Origin of the sequence: Bacillus sp. NEAU-CP5 (genome assembly GCF_026420705.1) — a bacterium.
Lineage (GTDB): Bacteria > Bacillota > Bacilli > Bacillales > Bacillaceae > Bacillus > Bacillus velezensis.
The window spans coordinates 522,379-538,148 of the sequence record NZ_JAPMOV010000003.1 but is presented as its reverse complement, the minus strand read 5'-3'; the positions used below and the strand labels follow the sequence as shown (position 1 = coordinate 538,148).

The 15,770-nt window shown below is 44.5% G+C and carries 18 protein-coding genes and 1 pseudogene; 11 read left to right on the top strand and 8 right to left on the bottom strand.

The features are described 5' to 3' along the window. The 5 genes and pseudogenes from OTK50_RS12740 to OTK50_RS12720 all read left to right on the top strand — a co-directional run. A partial coding sequence (locus OTK50_RS12740; protein WP_266121895.1) for an HNH endonuclease occupies nucleotides 1-1,116 on the top strand: 1,116 nt, incomplete at its 5' end. 1 nt (nucleotide 1,117) lies between these two features. Then, a complete protein-coding gene (locus tag OTK50_RS12735; RefSeq protein ID WP_007614252.1) occupies nucleotides 1,118-1,585 on the top strand; it encodes a DUF6985 domain-containing protein in 468 nt (155 codons plus the stop codon). A gap of 360 nt (nucleotides 1,586-1,945) precedes the next feature. Continuing rightward, nucleotides 1,946-2,974, top strand: a pseudogene (locus OTK50_RS12730) (pre-toxin TG domain-containing protein); the annotation flags it as partial. Between the two features lie 12 nt (nucleotides 2,975-2,986). After that, complete coding sequence (locus OTK50_RS12725) at nucleotides 2,987-3,340, top strand: hypothetical protein (protein ID WP_017418767.1); 354 nt, start codon at nucleotides 2,987-2,989, stop codon at nucleotides 3,338-3,340. A gap of 131 nt (nucleotides 3,341-3,471) precedes the next feature. Further along, the gene (locus tag OTK50_RS12720; RefSeq protein ID WP_224223875.1) at nucleotides 3,472-4,185 is read left to right on the top strand and encodes an endonuclease V; all 714 of its coding nucleotides are present in this window, start codon (nucleotides 3,472-3,474) and stop codon (nucleotides 4,183-4,185) included. 87 nt (nucleotides 4,186-4,272) lie between these two features. Here OTK50_RS12720 and OTK50_RS12715 read toward each other — a convergent pair whose 3' ends face one another. After that, nucleotides 4,273-5,154, bottom strand: coding sequence for a LysR family transcriptional regulator (locus OTK50_RS12715; RefSeq protein WP_224223874.1), 882 nt, complete (start codon nucleotides 5,152-5,154; stop codon nucleotides 4,273-4,275). 122 nt (nucleotides 5,155-5,276) lie between these two features. On the opposite strand from OTK50_RS12715, the gene OTK50_RS12710 reads away from it, so the two are divergent. Together OTK50_RS12710 and OTK50_RS12705 are read left to right on the top strand one after the other, a co-directional pair. Then, entirely contained in the window at nucleotides 5,277-5,822 is a 546-nt protein-coding gene (locus tag OTK50_RS12710; RefSeq protein WP_007614245.1) for a flavodoxin family protein, read from the top strand. Continuing rightward, nucleotides 5,819-6,037: a hypothetical protein gene (locus OTK50_RS12705; protein ID WP_082998291.1), complete on the top strand. Its 219-nt coding sequence runs from the start codon at nucleotides 5,819-5,821 to the stop codon at nucleotides 6,035-6,037. Before OTK50_RS12710 ends, OTK50_RS12705 begins: the two co-directional genes overlap by 4 nt. 26 nt (nucleotides 6,038-6,063) lie before the next feature. Here the strand turns inward: OTK50_RS12705 and chrA are convergent, their stop codons facing one another. From chrA to OTK50_RS12690, 3 genes are read right to left on the bottom strand one after another with little or no spacing between them, the layout of a single operon-like run. Further along, complete coding sequence (chrA, locus tag OTK50_RS12700) at nucleotides 6,064-6,600, bottom strand: chromate resistance efflux protein ChrA (RefSeq protein WP_007407539.1); 537 nt, start codon at nucleotides 6,598-6,600, stop codon at nucleotides 6,064-6,066. Then, the gene (chrB, locus tag OTK50_RS12695; protein WP_020956449.1) at nucleotides 6,597-7,187 is read right to left on the bottom strand and encodes a chromate efflux transporter subunit ChrB; all 591 of its coding nucleotides are present in this window, start codon (nucleotides 7,185-7,187) and stop codon (nucleotides 6,597-6,599) included. Before chrB ends, chrA begins: the two co-directional genes overlap by 4 nt. Before the next feature lie 13 nt (nucleotides 7,188-7,200). Continuing rightward, nucleotides 7,201-7,677, bottom strand: coding sequence for an Lrp/AsnC family transcriptional regulator (locus tag OTK50_RS12690; RefSeq protein WP_007407537.1), 477 nt, complete (start codon nucleotides 7,675-7,677; stop codon nucleotides 7,201-7,203). 207 nt (nucleotides 7,678-7,884) lie between these two features. Between OTK50_RS12690 and ggt the strand changes: the two genes are divergently transcribed. Next, nucleotides 7,885-9,462 (top strand): gamma-glutamyltransferase, encoded by a 1,578-nt coding sequence (ggt, locus tag OTK50_RS12685; protein WP_020956448.1) that lies wholly within the window; start codon nucleotides 7,885-7,887, stop codon nucleotides 9,460-9,462. Between the two features lie 7 nt (nucleotides 9,463-9,469). Here ggt and OTK50_RS12680 read toward each other — a convergent pair whose 3' ends face one another. The 3 genes from OTK50_RS12680 to cotG form a co-directional block, all read right to left on the bottom strand. Further along, a complete protein-coding gene (locus tag OTK50_RS12680; protein ID WP_020956447.1) occupies nucleotides 9,470-9,814 on the bottom strand; it encodes a DUF4181 domain-containing protein in 345 nt (114 codons plus the stop codon). 165 nt (nucleotides 9,815-9,979) lie between these two features. Continuing rightward, complete coding sequence (locus OTK50_RS12675; protein WP_007407534.1) at nucleotides 9,980-10,600, bottom strand: flavin reductase family protein; 621 nt, start codon at nucleotides 10,598-10,600, stop codon at nucleotides 9,980-9,982. Nucleotides 10,601-10,756: 156 nt separating this feature from the next. Continuing rightward, complete coding sequence (gene cotG / locus OTK50_RS12670; RefSeq protein WP_224223873.1) at nucleotides 10,757-11,284, bottom strand: spore coat protein CotG; 528 nt, start codon at nucleotides 11,282-11,284, stop codon at nucleotides 10,757-10,759. Between the two features lie 140 nt (nucleotides 11,285-11,424). Here cotG and OTK50_RS12665 point away from each other — a divergent pair, with 140 nt between their 5' ends. From OTK50_RS12665 to OTK50_RS12655, 3 genes are all read left to right on the top strand, one after another. Further along, nucleotides 11,425-12,519, top strand: coding sequence for a CotH kinase family protein (locus OTK50_RS12665; RefSeq protein WP_044801948.1), 1,095 nt, complete (start codon nucleotides 11,425-11,427; stop codon nucleotides 12,517-12,519). 122 nt (nucleotides 12,520-12,641) lie between these two features. Then, on the top strand, nucleotides 12,642-13,535 hold the full coding sequence (locus tag OTK50_RS12660) for a hypothetical protein (protein WP_007407531.1): 894 nt from the start codon (nucleotides 12,642-12,644) through the stop codon (nucleotides 13,533-13,535). A gap of 41 nt (nucleotides 13,536-13,576) precedes the next feature. Continuing rightward, the gene (locus OTK50_RS12655; RefSeq protein WP_007407530.1) at nucleotides 13,577-14,251 is read left to right on the top strand and encodes a hypothetical protein; all 675 of its coding nucleotides are present in this window, start codon (nucleotides 13,577-13,579) and stop codon (nucleotides 14,249-14,251) included. 49 nt (nucleotides 14,252-14,300) lie between these two features. Here the strand turns inward: OTK50_RS12655 and OTK50_RS12650 are convergent, their stop codons facing one another. After that, nucleotides 14,301-15,632, bottom strand: a complete 1,332-nt coding sequence (locus OTK50_RS12650) for an arsenic transporter (protein ID WP_012118610.1) — start codon at nucleotides 15,630-15,632, stop codon at nucleotides 14,301-14,303. Between the last annotated feature and the right edge of the window lie 138 nt (nucleotides 15,633-15,770).

The following is a 15,770-nucleotide window of genomic DNA, read 5'->3' as shown; positions in this document are numbered from 1 at the left end:
CCGGTCGTCGGCTGGGCAGGCCGCGCTTTCAAAGGCGGAAAAGCCATTTACAAAACCGGAAAAACCGTCATTGCCGCAGAACATGCTTTAGATGCCTATAAAACCGGAAAATCCTTAGACATTCTCAAAATGACAGAAATGGGCGCATACGGTCTTGTCGCCTCAAACGGATTCACAGAAGCCGTCACAGGCAGAGATATGTTCGGAAACAAAGTGTCTGAGGAGAAGCGGAAGCAAGGGGCGCTGGAAGCTGCGCTGAGTTTGGTTGGTGCCGGCGCACTGGCGAAGCATGTAAACAAAGGCATACCGCTTGCAAAATCGCCACAAGCAACAAAAGTTGAAAAAGGGAAAAAGATTCTAGACCAAGTAAAAGAATTCAAAGTACCGACGAATGTAAAAATTCGTGTCCACAAGACTGTCACACCGGATGGCGCAACTTTCCCAATCATTCATGCTGATGTGAAAACGACTGCTGTGAAAGATCTTGGAATTGTGAAGATGGCTGGTAGTGGTAAAGGTAGTAAGGGTACGATAAAAAAAGTTCCACCTGCTTTTAGGCAATCTGAATTTGCTAGTTCGTATGAATCAAGGATTAATCAAACACCTGCACAGGTCAATCCAAAGATTGAATTTGAAGGAATTAGGGGAGAATCTTTAAGTACGCTTAAACCTCCACCAGACCCTAAATTGAAAAGCATATTAGATGAGGCTGGTATAAAAGGTATTCAATATAAAAATGGAGTTCCTGATTTTTCACCAATAGCAAAAGCACAAGTTGAAATCAACTATATGCTTGGAGGAAAAGGAACTTATGGGGGGAAAGCCAGACGAGCTAATTTTGTTCAATCAGATCAAAAATTAGCTGACCAAATTAATGGATCACCTGAGTTAGCAAGTCAATTTGGGATGGAATCTGGTAAAATTAGTGCAAGAGATATAAAAAAATATCGAGAAAAAAATAAATTAACATGGCATGAATTAAATGATGTTAAAACAATGCAACTTGTGCCAACAAAAATAAATAGTGAATTCGGACACCTTGGTGGTGTAGGAGAAATAAACGCAGGAGCTTTTAAACCTGGAGGGTTTGCTAATAAACAAAAAGAGGAGATATAAAATGGCTATAAACGATCCAATTTTTGGTGAACTTGAATATGAGTATGGTTGGGTTAAGGATACCATTATTCGTTTTTTTGGAAAAGAATCTGAGATCTCTTTGATGATAGATGGTGAAGAAGATGGGGAGTTTGATGAAGAACAGTATATGGCATATCAAGCATTAATGCAGAATTGGGAGGATTTGCAGCCAAAATTATTGCAATCAATATTAGACTATTACAAACAGAAGCGACATGAACTGGGTTATGATATTGAATTAAATGAAAATTATCCATTAATTGAAACACCTGATCAAATACTAGAAATGATAACTTTAGATGGAATTGTTGTTCCATATGCGGATATTTTTGAAGGACGAGATATTGGAATTACATTTAACTGTTCATGGGATACAGAAAATGGATTAGGGCTTCGTCTATTAAATGAAAAAATAATTGAAGTAGGTTATCAGGATGTTGCAATTTAAAATAGGCAGCTAAAAGTAAAAACTCATTGATGGTTGTACCATCATGGAGTAATGTTTGCAATGATAGAATAGAAAACGAAGTACGAGCTTAGGCGAAATCACTTTTTACTGGGTGATGAATATAAACACATGGAATGTATATGAAACTAACGAACTCGTACAAACTCGTAAGTTTTAACGTAGTAGTTGTCACCACATATAAAAGGTGTCATACTGTTACCAAAAACTTATAAATTTAATGGTGCTTAAAAATGGGATAGTCAGAAGAATTAATTGACCTTGATTGGCTAGTAAAGCCTTTCAAGGTTTTTTTACAAATGAATTGTTATTTTCTGTTTAAAATGACTTAAATGTCTGTTGGGCTATGAACCCGTCACAGGAGAAAAGCTCTCCACCGCAGAACGCGTCACAGCAGGAGCGATGGCCGCCGCCGGGTTCATACCGGTCGTCGGCTGGGCAGGCCGCGCTTTCAAAGGCGGAAAAGCCATTTACAAAACCGGAAAAACCGTCATTGCCGCAGAACATGCTTTAGATGCCTATAAAACCGGAAAATCCTTAGACATTCTCAAAATGACAGAAATGGGCGCATACGGCCTTGTCGCCTCAAACGGATTCTCAGAAGCCGTCACAGGCAGAGATATGTTCGGAAACAAAGTGTCTGAGGAGAAGCGGAAGCAAGGGGCGCTGGAAGCTGCGTTGAGTTTGGTTGGTGCCGGGGCGTTGGCGAAGCATGTAAACAAAGGCATACCGCTTGCAACCCATTCAAAAGTTCAAAAAGCTAATAAGACACTAGAAAAAGTTAAACAATTCAAAGTCCCGACAAACGTCCGCGTGTACGCAGAACGCCCAGTAACAGCGAACGGCTTTACGTACGGATTCCCAACAGTCCGTGTTGATGTGGAAAAGACGGCTGTTAAAGAACTTGGGATTGTGAAGATGGTTAGTGATGGCGTCCGTAAGGGAAAATCTCATAGTCCTAACATTTCTAAAAATCACGATAAAGTAGCGCATGATGGATATTATGGTCGTAAAGAATTTAGAACGATGCTTAATAATGCTTCGTTTACTCCGCATGGACATAAACATGTTAAGGCTAAAACACTTGAAGAAGCAAAACGTTTTAGTATGACAGGTAAAAAAGCTGCTCAGTACTTACCAAATGTGAATAACAAAGCTTTAGAGAAAGAGGCGCTTCTAAAAGGTCATATTATTGATAATGGAAATAACAACTATTATTTTATTTATGATGCAGGAAAAACAGTCGGTTATGATCTAGGTACACCAACAAGCTGGATTAGAGCGGAGTTTTCTGGTGGTGAATATCATGGTCATCCGATTGCTGGCAGTCGATTGGATAAGTATTTAAAACAACTTGGTATTGATAAGTAATAGGAGGCTTTTATGAGAAAGATAAAAAAAATGCCAGAAGTAAGTTTACAATCCTTAAGGATTCCAAAAGGGTGGACCATAAATCAAAACAGTTTTAGAGAAATTGATCCGAAAAATCTAGATCCAGACGATGAAAAGTGGTTATTTTTTTCACAAGATTTATTGCAATTAACATACTCTCGTAAAAATTATTTACTTGATTTAGGGTGGTATCCAGATGCGGATGCTAATGGATTTTATCAACTAGTTTTGATACAAAATGAGGATTGGGATCAACCTGTGTATGAATTTCAGTCAAATAGCCATATTGAAATAGTTGAAAATATAGAATCTTTATTAAACAAAGTTACGAATAATGAAATGTAGTTAAACATTCATTTAAACTATTAAAAAAAGCTTGCAGGGCCTGAAGTTGCAAGTTTTCAAACTAGAATTTTTAAAGTGAAAATAAATACAAAAAAAGACACTAGTTAACAAGAGGTAGGGTTGATTTTTAGATGCATGTTAAACAAATACATCTTTTCAAACTAAGCAAAGAAGAATTTGTTCAAACACAACAATCCCTAATACATAAAATCAACCTATCCCCCGTCATCCATCCAGACTCCGTCAACACCTGCGCAGGCGTCGACCTCGCTTATTGGGAGCAGGACGGGGAACCGTACGGCGTATGCAGTATCATCGTGATTGACGCTGATACAAAAGAAGTGATTGAAAAAGTGCACAGCATGGGGAAAATCAGCGTGCCGTATGTTTCCGGTTTTCTTGCGTTTCGCGAGCTGCCGCTGATCATTGAAGCGGCCAAAAAGCTGGAGGCGGAGCCGGATGTGTTTTTGTTTGATGGCAACGGGTATCTGCATTACAATCATATGGGCGTTGCCACCCATGCGGCTTTTTTTCTGGGTAAGCCGACGATAGGGATTGCGAAAACCTATCTCAAAATCAAAGGCTGCGATTTCGAGATGCCTGAAAATGAAGTCGGCGCCTACACCGATATTCTCATTGACGGCGAGGTATATGGCCGGGCGCTTCGGACACGGCGGGACGTGAAGCCAATCTTCTTGTCTTGCGGACATGACATTGATTTAGAAAGCAGCTATCAGATCACAATGAAAATGATCAATCGAGAAAGCAGGCTGCCGATCCCTGTCCGTCTGGCTGACCTTGAAACGCATGTTTTGCGAACGTTTTATCGGAAAAATCACGTGTAACACTTGGGGCTCTAAGCCACCAAGTGTTTTTTTTGTATGCCTGGTGTCTGCTTTGTTAAAAACTTTGTCGTCCTTGCAGATAGGTTTTTATTTGAATGTTTTTCGCGTCAAATCGATAAAAGCCTTTAATGGCGCAGACATCCACTTGTCCTTATGCCATGCTAGTTGAGTAAAAACAGGGCATTCATTCTGCCAGTTGAGTTCTTTCATCCGTCCTTCGGCAATATCGTCTTTTACTGTCATTTCAGGCAATAGTCCAATTCCAAGTCCGGCCATCACGCATTGTTTGATGGCTTCGATGCTGACGAATTCTAATTTGTTAGGGTAGACTCCGGCGTCATGTAAAGTGTTCTCAAAGAGCGTGCGGTATGAACAGCCGTCCTCTGTCAGCAGAAGGGTTTCATTTTGAAGATCTTTCAATGTTGTTGGTGAGTCTGCTGCAAAAGGATGGTCATTGGCGGCTACCATTTTGATTTCATCCTGAATCAAAGATTCAACGTGCAGTGCGTCTTCCGTTCGGTTCACATCCAAAATGAAAGTGATATCAAGCTGGCCTTGTAAGAGCTGTTCTTTCGCTTGTTCGTTGGAAACATACGGTTTGAATATGAGCTTTACTTGAGGAAAAGCCTGTTTGAATTCTTTTATGATAGGCGGAAGGCGGTATGTGCACTGGCTTTCCGTCGCGCCGATTTTCAAGGTTCCGGTTGTTTCTCTTACTTGATTTGCGGCCATTTTTGCTTCTTCTGTTAACACAATGATCTTCTCCGCATAGGATTTGAATGTTTTGCCGGCTTCTGTCAGGATGAGCCGCTTGCCGAGCCGTTCAAATAAAGGAGTCCCGATTTCTTCTTCAAGTGATTTGATCTGAGAGGTAACGCTTGATTGTGCATAGTTAAGCATCTTGGCGGTTAGGGTGAAGTTTACATGTTCTGCTGCGGTAATAAAGGTGATCAGCTGCTTCAATTCCATATGTTCTCGCCCTTTCTAAATCGGTTTTACCGATTGGAATAATAGAAATAATCATCTGTATTGATTGATGAATCCATTATATGATGAAGAAAATCATTCGTAAACAAAGGAGCAGATGCATCATGAAAATTGCGGTTATTCATGGCGGAACGAGGTCTGGCGGAAATACGGATATTCTTGCGGAGAAGGCTGTTCAAGGATTCGATGCGGAGCACATTCATTTGCGGAAATATCGGCTCCAGCCAATTGAAGATCTGCGTCACGCTCAAGGCGGCTTTCGTCCTGTTCAAGATGACTGCGATTCTATCATTGAGCGGATATTACCGTGCGATATTCTTGTATTCGCCACCCCAATTTATTGGTTTGGCATGTCAGGGACATTAAAGCTGTTTATTGATCGCTGGTCACAGACGCTGAGAGATCCGAGGTTTCCTGACTTTAAACAGCAAATGTCAGCGAAGCAGGCATATGTAACAGCAGTGGGAGGGGACAATCCTAAACTAAAAGGGCTGCCGCTGATTCAGCAATTTGAACATATTTTTCATTTTATGGGGATGTCCTTTAAAGGCTATGTGCTGGGAGAAGGCAATCGTCCCGGTGATATTCTTCATGATCATCAGGCGCTGAGCGCGGCGAGCAGCTTATTGAAAAGAAGTGATGCTCTATGAAGCTGCTGCTGGTTATCTCTGGTATGTTGATTCTTGCACTCTTTTTAGCTTGGAAAGCGCCGACTTCTGTTTGGATAAAGGCTGAAACCAATTCGCCTCAGGTTAAGCAATTTGTGAGAATGGCAGGCGCAACGCTGCAAGTTAAGCAAATCATCAAGAGTGATGCAGGCGAAGAAACAGTTGTCATATCAAATGATATTTCTGGGCCAAAATAAAAAAGCACCTGTCCAGGTGCTTTTCTTTATAAATGAGGAACCACAAGACCTCCATACAAAAACGCCGCGATAATCAGGAAGGCCGGATGCATCTTGAATTTTGTCAAGGCAAGGAGGGAAATCCCCGCAATCATTATCGCTTGAACCCAGCCGATCGCTTTGATGCCGTCTGCGCCGATTTGCCAGGTAAGAATGAGCATCATGACGGCGATGACAGGCTGGACGGACAGCGTCATACCTTTGATGACGGGAGATTGGCGGAAGCGCTGAATGATGCGCAAGAGGACGATCAATGCGAGCGCCGACGGTACGACGGTGGCGATCAGCGCAATCAGGAACCCGGGCCACCCGCCTGCGCTGTAGCCGACATACGCGGCGATTTTGGTGGCGATCGGGCCCGGCAATGCGTTCGCAAGCGCGAGCATATTTGAGAATTGATCGTTTGAGAGCCAGCTGTATCTGTTGACGACTTCTTCAAACATCAGCGGGATCGACGCCGGTCCGCCTCCATATCCGAGTACGTTTGCGGCAAAAAACGCCATAAATACATAAATCATGATCATGAGGCAGACATTCCTTTATCTTTTGAACGTTTATTTGTGATTTTGTCCTTTAATTTAAAATGAAACGCACCGTACGCTAAGAAAATGATAATGACAAAGCCGGGATTGATCTGTAACGTTTGCAGGCCGATAAAAGCGATGATAAAAAACAGAATGCCCGTGACCCAGCCGAAACCTTTTAGCGCTTTTTGGCCAAACTCGTACGCCATGATGCCGAGCATGACGGCGATCACCGGGGTGACGGCGCCAATCATGCCGGCAACAATTGCTGAGTGGCTTAAGACATTGACAGCCGCAAACAAGCCTACCATAGCAAGACATGTAGGCAGAATGTGGGCGAGGGTTGCCAAGATTGCGCCTAACGTGCCTTTCAGCTTGAAGCCCAGATACGCAGCCATTTTTGTGGCAATCGGTCCGGGAAGCGCATTAGCGATCGCTAATATTTCTCCGAATTCATCATCATCTATCCATTTGTATTTATTGACGGCTTCATGGCGGATGAGCGGGATCACCGACGGGCCGCCCCCGAATCCGAGAATGCCCGTTCGGACCATCGCCGCCGTAATGTCCCAATAGGGATGTTTCATGGCTATGTCCTCCTTACAGCTTCATGCCCGTTCTGCTTTTATACCGTTTAATCAGCATTTGGCAGTCGACGCTGACGACGCCTTTTTGCGTATAGAGCCGTTTTGTCAAAAACTCTTCCATCTCCTGATCATTTGCGAAAATGCCGTGCATATGCAGCTTGCTCGGTCCGGTCATATGATAAAGGCTTGTCACGGCCGGCTCCTTTTCAAGCTTTAATGCGGTTTCCTCCAAATACTGCGGCTCCACCTCCACATTAAAAAACACGGACACATGGCGGCCGATTTTCGCCGGGTTGATGACAGCGGTGAATTTTTCAATCACACCGGCATCCAGTAAATGCTGAATGCGGTGCTGAACCGCCACTCGCGACAGGTTAACCCGCTTTCCTACGTCTGTATAGGAAATCCTCCCTTCCTCGTGCAAAATCGAAAGAATCTGTTTATCCGTTTCATCAAGGACAAGATTCGGAATGCTGTATTCATGTTCCAACCCGCTTCACCTTCCTTCATTTGGTAGACATTATTGTATCATGAAACGTTACGGTATGAAGGAAGAAAATTTGTATTGTTTTCGATACGTAATGACTTAGAATTATTTCTTATCGAAAAGTAAATAGTGTGTGAGATTTTCTTTCAGGAATGTGGATGGCCGCGAAGCCGCTTTTTATAATTGAGAAAATTTGTAAAGGGGCTTGCCATGAATACTTCAACCATCGGAACGAAACAAATGGTCGTCAGTCCGCATTATCTCGCTTCTCAGGCGGGGGCCGGCATTCTGGAAAAGGGCGGAAACGCGTTTGACGCGGCAGTGGCGGTCAGCGCCTGTCTGGCAGTCGTGTATCCGCATATGACGGGTCTTGGCGGGGATTCATTTTGGCTCACTTACCATAAAGAAACGGGACGAATCAAAGCTTATAACGGGAGCGGCCGTTCAGGGAAGCATGTGACGAGAGACTTGTATCGGGGCAGAGAAGCGATCCCTCTGCGCGGGACAGAAAGCGCCATTACCGTTCCGGGAATGGCGGACAGCTGGGATGCCGTGCTTTCGGCGTACGGGCGTCTTTCTCTCGCTGAGGTGCTGAAGCCAGCTCTTGATTATGCGGCAAACGGATTTCCAGTGTCCGCCGACCAGTGCGCCCACACAGAACGCAATCTCGCTCTTTTAGCCTCGATGCCTTACACCTCGGCCATTTTTACGAGAAACAAAAAAGCGCCCATGCCCGGTGAACGGTTTGTCCAAAAGGATCTGGCGGCCAGCTTGGAGCAGCTTGCCCAGAAAGGCAGAAGCGCTTTTTATGAAGGAGACCTCGCTCAACGCATCACATCCTTTCTGCAAAACAACGGCAGCCGTCTGACACTTGATGACTTTAAAGCCCACCGCGGCGAGTGGACGAACCCGGTATCCTCCGATTACCGCGGGTGCAAAATCTATCAGGCTCCGCCGAATTCACAGGGCTTTACAGGCTTAATGACGCTCAATATATTGGAAAACTATGATTTTTCTCAGATCGAACACGGTTCCTTTGAGTATTATCATCTGCTCATCGAGGCGCTGAAGAAGAGTTTTCAGCACCGGAATGAAGTGCTGACTGATCCGGCATTTTCTTATATTCCGCTGGATCGGCTGCTTGATAAACGGTATGCAAAGCAGCTCGCGGAAGAAATCGGTAACGTGGCTGCGCCGGCGGTAAGCCGGCCGGTCGGAAGCGACACAGCTTATGCCGCCGTCGCCGATGCGGAAGGAAATGCCGTTTCCTTTATTCAGAGCCTCTATTTCGAGTTCGGATCTGCCGTTACAGCGGGGGAGACGGGCATTCTGCTGCAAAACCGCGGGTCATTTTTTTCGCTGGACGGATCCCATGTCAATACACTTGAACCCTGCAAGCGGACGTTCCACACCCTCATGCCGGCGATGACCTGTAAAGAAGGAAAGCCTCACATCCTGTATGGAACCCAGGGAGGAGAAGGCCAGCCGCAAACTCAGACAGCGATGATTACGCGCATCATTGATTACAAAATGGACCCCCAGCAGGCGATCAATGAGCCGCGCTGGGTCTGGGGACGGACATGGGGAGAGGAGTATGAAGGGCTGAGGGTTGAAAGCAGAATCAGCCCTGAAACGAGAGAAGCCCTAAGGCAGAGCGGCCACCGCGTCGAGACCGTTGGTGATTTTGACGGGCTTATGGGCCATGCGGCAGCGATCGTCATTGATGAAGAAGGCTTTCTCCAAGGCGGGGCCGACCCGCGCGGCGACGGAGCGGCCGCAGGAGTATAGAGCTACGCTAACTGATGAAAAAAATAAGCACGCCAAGCGCGGCAGAAAGACCCGCGTAAAACGAATCGTACACATATTGCTTTTCCTCCCACCGGTGCCGCCATTCCATTAACCCGCTGCAGAAAAATAGCATGAAAACAACTCCCGCAAATACGTACATTTCATTGAAAAAAGTCACCGCTGCGATGCCCGTAATAAGCAGTGTGATTTCGATTAATCGATGTGTGCCGTTTATCGGCTTCTGCTTTTTAACAGGCTTTGGCAAATTGAGAACTTTGACGGCAAATACTTGAAACATAAGGCTGAGCAAAATAAATACGGCTGAAAAAACCAGTAACTGAATGAAATCCATCGTCTGCCTCCTAAAAATGTGTCACTCGTTTCATACGGGTGAGGGCCTTGTAAGTTTCGGCATTCTATAAGACATTAGGCTGAGTTACATGGTAAAAGACTCAAAAAAGACCCCTTACGAAAGGGGTCTTTTTGACTAGTTTCTTCTATTATAATGGTTCCTGCTTCAGGTCGGGCGTACAAGTGTATATGTCTTCCCGAGTCTGGCGTATTCGTTCCCCGCGAGCCTTGCCGCAGGCTTCAGCTCATCTGTCCGTATGTAGCCTTTATCGGCGTCATATACTTGGTCATTCAAATGAAAACAAACGACTCTGCCGATGATGAGGTCTGTCGTCGTTTCTCCGCTGTCATTTTGGAACGGAAGATGGCGTTCGAGTATACATTCAAACCTCACTTTTGCTTCTTTTATACCGGGAACGCTGATGCAAGCGCTGTCTGTCACAGAAAAGTCTGTCATGCCAAGTTCACTGACATCAGGATCAAGCCTTGCCGCCGTTTTGTTAATGTCTTCAATAATGGACTCATCACTGACGTGCACCACGAATTCCCGATGAGCGATTGCGTTTCTCGCGGTGTCTTTCTGCCGACCGTCCGCGCGGCTGACTGAGATGGCCAGAAGCGGCGGTTCTGCGGAGACAACGTTATAGAAACTGAAGGGCGCCGCGTTTACGGCGCCGTTGATGGATGACCGCGTAGTGACAAATGCGATCGGCCGGGGAACAACTGTGCCCGAAAGCAATTTGTAAGTGTCTTTTGCGTTCAGTTCGTCTGCTCGTAAGATATGCATGATTTCGGCCGCCTTTCTTTATCGTATGACCTGATTATACAGAAAGAAAATTCGGAAACACAACAAAAGAAAACCGGCTGCATATCTTATCACGTGGCATATATCTGATTGAGGAAAAAGGCTTCCGTTTAGCCGGCAGCCTATTTACGAATGGTGTTACTTGTAGTTTTTCTTTACAACCCAGATGTTCCCGTCTTTCCAGTACTCTGTTTTGCTGCAGTAATCGTCTTTTTTGCAAGGGTCTTTTTTATGAGGACGATAAGTTTTTTTCTGCGTGCGTTTTTTCTTGCGGCGGCATGATTTTTTGTGGCTGCGAGATTTTTTGTGAGACCGGCATGATTTTTTACGGCTGCGAGATTTTTTGTGAGAGCGGGATTTTTTATGGCTGCGAGATTTTTTGTGAGAACGGGATTTTTTATGGCTGCGAGATTTTTTGTGAGAACGGGATTTTTTATGGCTGCGAGATTTTTTGTGAGAGCGGCACGATTTTTTATGGCTGCGAGATTTTTTGTGAGAGCGGGATTTTTTATGGCTGCGAGATTTTTTGTGAGAACGGGATTTTTTATGCTTGCGAGATTTTCTCTTCTTACTGCTTTTTGGTTCTTGGTACAAATAATCTTCCAATCCCTCGGTGCTTGCGGACTTTACTGCTTCTTCGATATCAGAATGGGAATAGTGGCCCATTTTGAAACCTCCTCATGATATATGTTTTAAGGATGCGATCCTTACTACCACATAGTACGCATGAATGAAAAAAGTGTATGTGTGATTCGCTGAGTTTTATATAAAAAGCACAGCCTAAATTAATACAGGGAGGTTTACCGATGAAAGACCAATCAACATTGCCTCTATACCAGCTGTTTATTCACCCGAAAGACTTAATGGAGCTGAAAAAAGACATTTGGGATGAGGATCCGGTGCCCGCGGTGCTGAGAGTGAATCAAAAACGGCTTGACATTGATCTGGCGTACCGCGGCTCTCATATAAGAGATTTCAAGAAAAAATCGTATCACATCGCTTTTTATTCGCCGAAAACATTTCGCAGGGCGAAAGAGATACATTTAAACGCTGAATACAAAGATCCGTCGATGATGCGGAATAAACTGTCTCTCGATTTCTTCGCGGAGCTTGGGACGCTGTCACCAAAGGCGAATTTCGTAACCCTGCAAATCAATGGCAGACATGAGGGGGTGTATCTTGAGCTGGAGTCAGTGGATGAATATTTTCTGGCGAAACGGAATTTGGCGGACGGCGCTGTTTTTTACGCGGTTGATGACGACGCCAATTTCTCCCTCGTCAGTGATCTGGAGCGGGATACGAAAACATCGCTCGAACTTGGTTATGAAAAGAAAACGGGAACGAAAGAAGACGATTTATACTTGCAGGATATGATCTATAAAATTAATACCGTGCCGAAGTCAGAGTTCAAGGGGGAGATCGTCAAACACTTGGACGCCGATAAGTATTTGCGGTGGCTTGCGGGCATCGTGTTTACCTCAAACTACGATGGATTTGTTCATAATTACGCTTTGTACCGGAATCATGAAACGGGACTTTTTGAAGTCATTCCGTGGGATTACGATGCGACGTGGGGAAGAGACATTCACGGTGATCGGATGGAGGCCGATTATGTCAGAATACAAGGGTTTAATACCTTGACTGCAAGGCTTCTGGATGAACCGTATTTCCGCAAAGCGTACAAACGGCTTTTGGAAGAGACGCTTCAGACCCGGTTTACCATTGAACATATGAAGCCGAAGGTCATGTCACTGTATGAGCAGATCAGGCCGCATGTCGCGAAGGATCCATATAAGAAAGAAGAGATTGATTGCTTTGACCGGGAGCCTGAAGTGATTTGCGAATACATTAAGGAGCGGTCCGCCTTCATCAGCAGTGAGTTAGAGCGGTGGAATATCTGATTTGGAGATGAAGAAAGATTTTTTACAAATAGGCTGGTGAATCAGTTCCCGAAAATAATCGTGATACGTATATATGCATTATGCTTTTTACATTATGAGAAAAATGACTAGGAGGACAATAGATGAAACGCAATACGAAGCGGCAGCGGTCTGATGACAACTTTTTGCATGCGATGGAAGGAAAAGTAATTACTGTCTACCGGGGAGGCCCGGAGTCCAAGACAGGGAGATTAGCAGACATTCAATCGGATTATATCGCTCTTCAGGTTGATAATAAAATCGTTTATTATCAATGGAAACATGTGAAAAGTGTGACGGAAAATACGAGTGAAACCGTATCGCCGGCCGAAGCGGCAGAATGTGAAAAAGCTGATGATTTTCAAGACCTGATCAGCCGGATGACCAATCGCACGGTGCAATTGAATCAGGGAGGTCCGGAATCGAAAAGAGGAAAGCTACACGAAACAGGGGATGATTTTCTCGTGCTGGAAACGGAAGATGACGGAATTGTATATTTTAACGCCGACCATGTCAAAAGCATCAGCGCGGAACAAGAAGAGGACGGCCAAGAGGAGGAGCGCCCGGAATTTGAAATGGCTGATGATTTTCACGGCATATTTAAACGCCTGATCCACAAATGGGTATCCATCAACCGCGGAGGTCCTGAAGCAGTTGAAGGTATACTTGTGGATAATTCCGACGGCCACTACACTCTTGTGAAAGATAAAGAAGTGCTGCGGATCTATCCTTTTCATATCAAGAGCATCAGCGAAGGGGCAAAAGGAGCAGCTAAAAAAGAGGAGAATAAAGACGACGAGAATAAAGGTGAGAAAGAGAGCGCCGAAGAAGAAAAGCCGCATGAAGAAGAATCACGCGAAGAGCAGCGTACTTCCTCCAAAAAGTCGAAAAGATCATCAAGATCCGTTCGATCTTCAAAACGGGAGGAAGAGAACTCTTATAGCTACGCCACTGTATTAAGGACAATAGATTATCGGTGGAAACGCGGCCGTAAATGATTGGAAAGATTGTCCGTAAACGCGGGAGAGGGGGGAATGAAATGGCTGGATTAAGCAGATTTCTGGATAAACAAGTCGATATTGAGATATCGGGGAATACGACTTTTTCAGGAACTCTTTTGGATATCGGTCAGGATATCATTGTGATTCATGACGGCCGGACGTTTCTTTATATTCCGCTGCTGCATCTTCAGAGGATGACATTGACGCTCCCGGACGAAGAGAATAAAGAACCGTACGCAAGAAAAAAAAGTCCGCATCCCGAAAAACAGGAACATTCCTTTTCTTACCGGAATACCCTCCAGCATATAAAAGGCAGATTCACAGAAATATTTGTTACGGGAGACCGTTCCATTCATGGGTATGTGACAAGTGTTTTAAATGATTATTTTGTTTTCTTCTCTCCGGTTTATAAGACTCTTTTCATCTCGATGCATCATTTGAAATGGCTGACACCCTATTCCGATGAGCAGACGCCGTATACATTAAACAGTTCAGAGCTGCCGGTTGTTCCCGCTAATGTGCCCCTTGTCCGGAATTTTGAGGAACAATTAAAAAGATATATCGGGAAGCTGATTATTCTGGATTTAGGAGATATACCGAATAAAGTGGGGCTGTTGCAGGATGTCTCAGATAATATTCTTGAATTGACCAATGCAGACGGCGATACTGTTTTTTGGAAATTGAATCATTTAAAAACCATGCACCTGCCATAAATGATAAAACTGCCTCTCTTATACAGCAGGCAGTTTTTTTTCATGGGAGCTAAAGGTAAATCCAACTGATCCAAACATATAAAACGGTAATGGTAAACACGACAGTGAGAGGGACAACGATAATGGTCGTTTTGATATATTCTGACCAAGAAACTTTTTCGCCGTGCTGTCTGATGATATGCATCCAGATCAGCGTGGCTAATGTCCCGATCGGCAGAAGCAATGATCCGATATCACTGCCGATAATATTAGCCAGATAAATGATTTTTACGGTTAATGGGTCGATGGACATTTCAGTTAAGGTCAAAGTGCTGATCATTAAGGCGGGATGGTTATTGAACAAATTAGAGAGGACGGATGTAGCAATGCCCATAATAGATGCAGCGTGGGCAATGCTTTGTGAGACATAAGGCTCAATAGACTGAACAAGCAGCGCCGTCAGTCCGATATTATGCAGTCCGTAGATGATAATGTACATCGTGAAGGCAAAAATAAAGATATGCCAAGGCGCTTTCCTTAATAAATCTGCCGGTCCGATTTTTAAATAAAACCATCTCCAGCCAAGCAGGATGACTGAACTGATGACAGCCACGAGCGAAACGGATATGCCGTTGTAAGAAGCTGCAAACAGACTGATCCGGACGAACAATACAAATGCCAAAACACAAAACATGATGTTCGTACGGCTGTTTTGGGTCGGGTCTGGCGGAGGCTGAAGCGGATGATATCGTTTGTGTTCCAGCGAGTCAAAATGAACCGGAATATCGGGGAGCTGTTTCGGCAAACGGCGGTAAAAAACGGCAAACAGCAGAAAGGCCATAAACACCAGTCCCAGCGTGCCGGGGATAAACATCATATTGGTGTACAAATAAAGGTCCATGCCTATCATTTTGAGAGAAATTAAATTGACGATATTACTGACGCCGATCGGGGTGCTTGCGGCTGTCGCAATTAATACGCCGCTTATTAAATACGGTGTTTTCTGATGTCTTTTAAGTCCGAGATATTGTAAGACCAATAGTAAAATAGGAGTGGTGATTAAGACGCTGCCGTCATTATTCAGAAAGAGCGTCATTGAAAAACAGAGCAGGTTGGTCAGCCAAAAAAGCCGGATGCCCGATCCCTTGGCGCGGTGAAGCAGTTTGGCCGCCGCCCAGTTAAAAAAACCGAAGCTTTCCAGCGCGATTGCCATAATCATTGTGGAGATAATGGTTATTGATGCTCCGGTGACTTTTGACCCTATATCCCCCAAATCATGAAAGGAAACGGTTCCGCATAACAAAACGAGAATGGCGCCCAGCGACGCCGGAACGGCTTCATTTAATCCCCCGGGTCTCCAAAATATAAAAATAATGGTCACAAAGAAAGAAATCAGGGTCAAAATGACGGTAATATGTGTAATGTGTTCTGCCTCCTTTTAGATGGGTCATTGCCGCCCCGTTATTTTTATCCCTCCTGATCAGTTGTACTGTATGTATACGGGTACAGGTCGTAAGGTGTACTGAGCGTTTCTACCAAT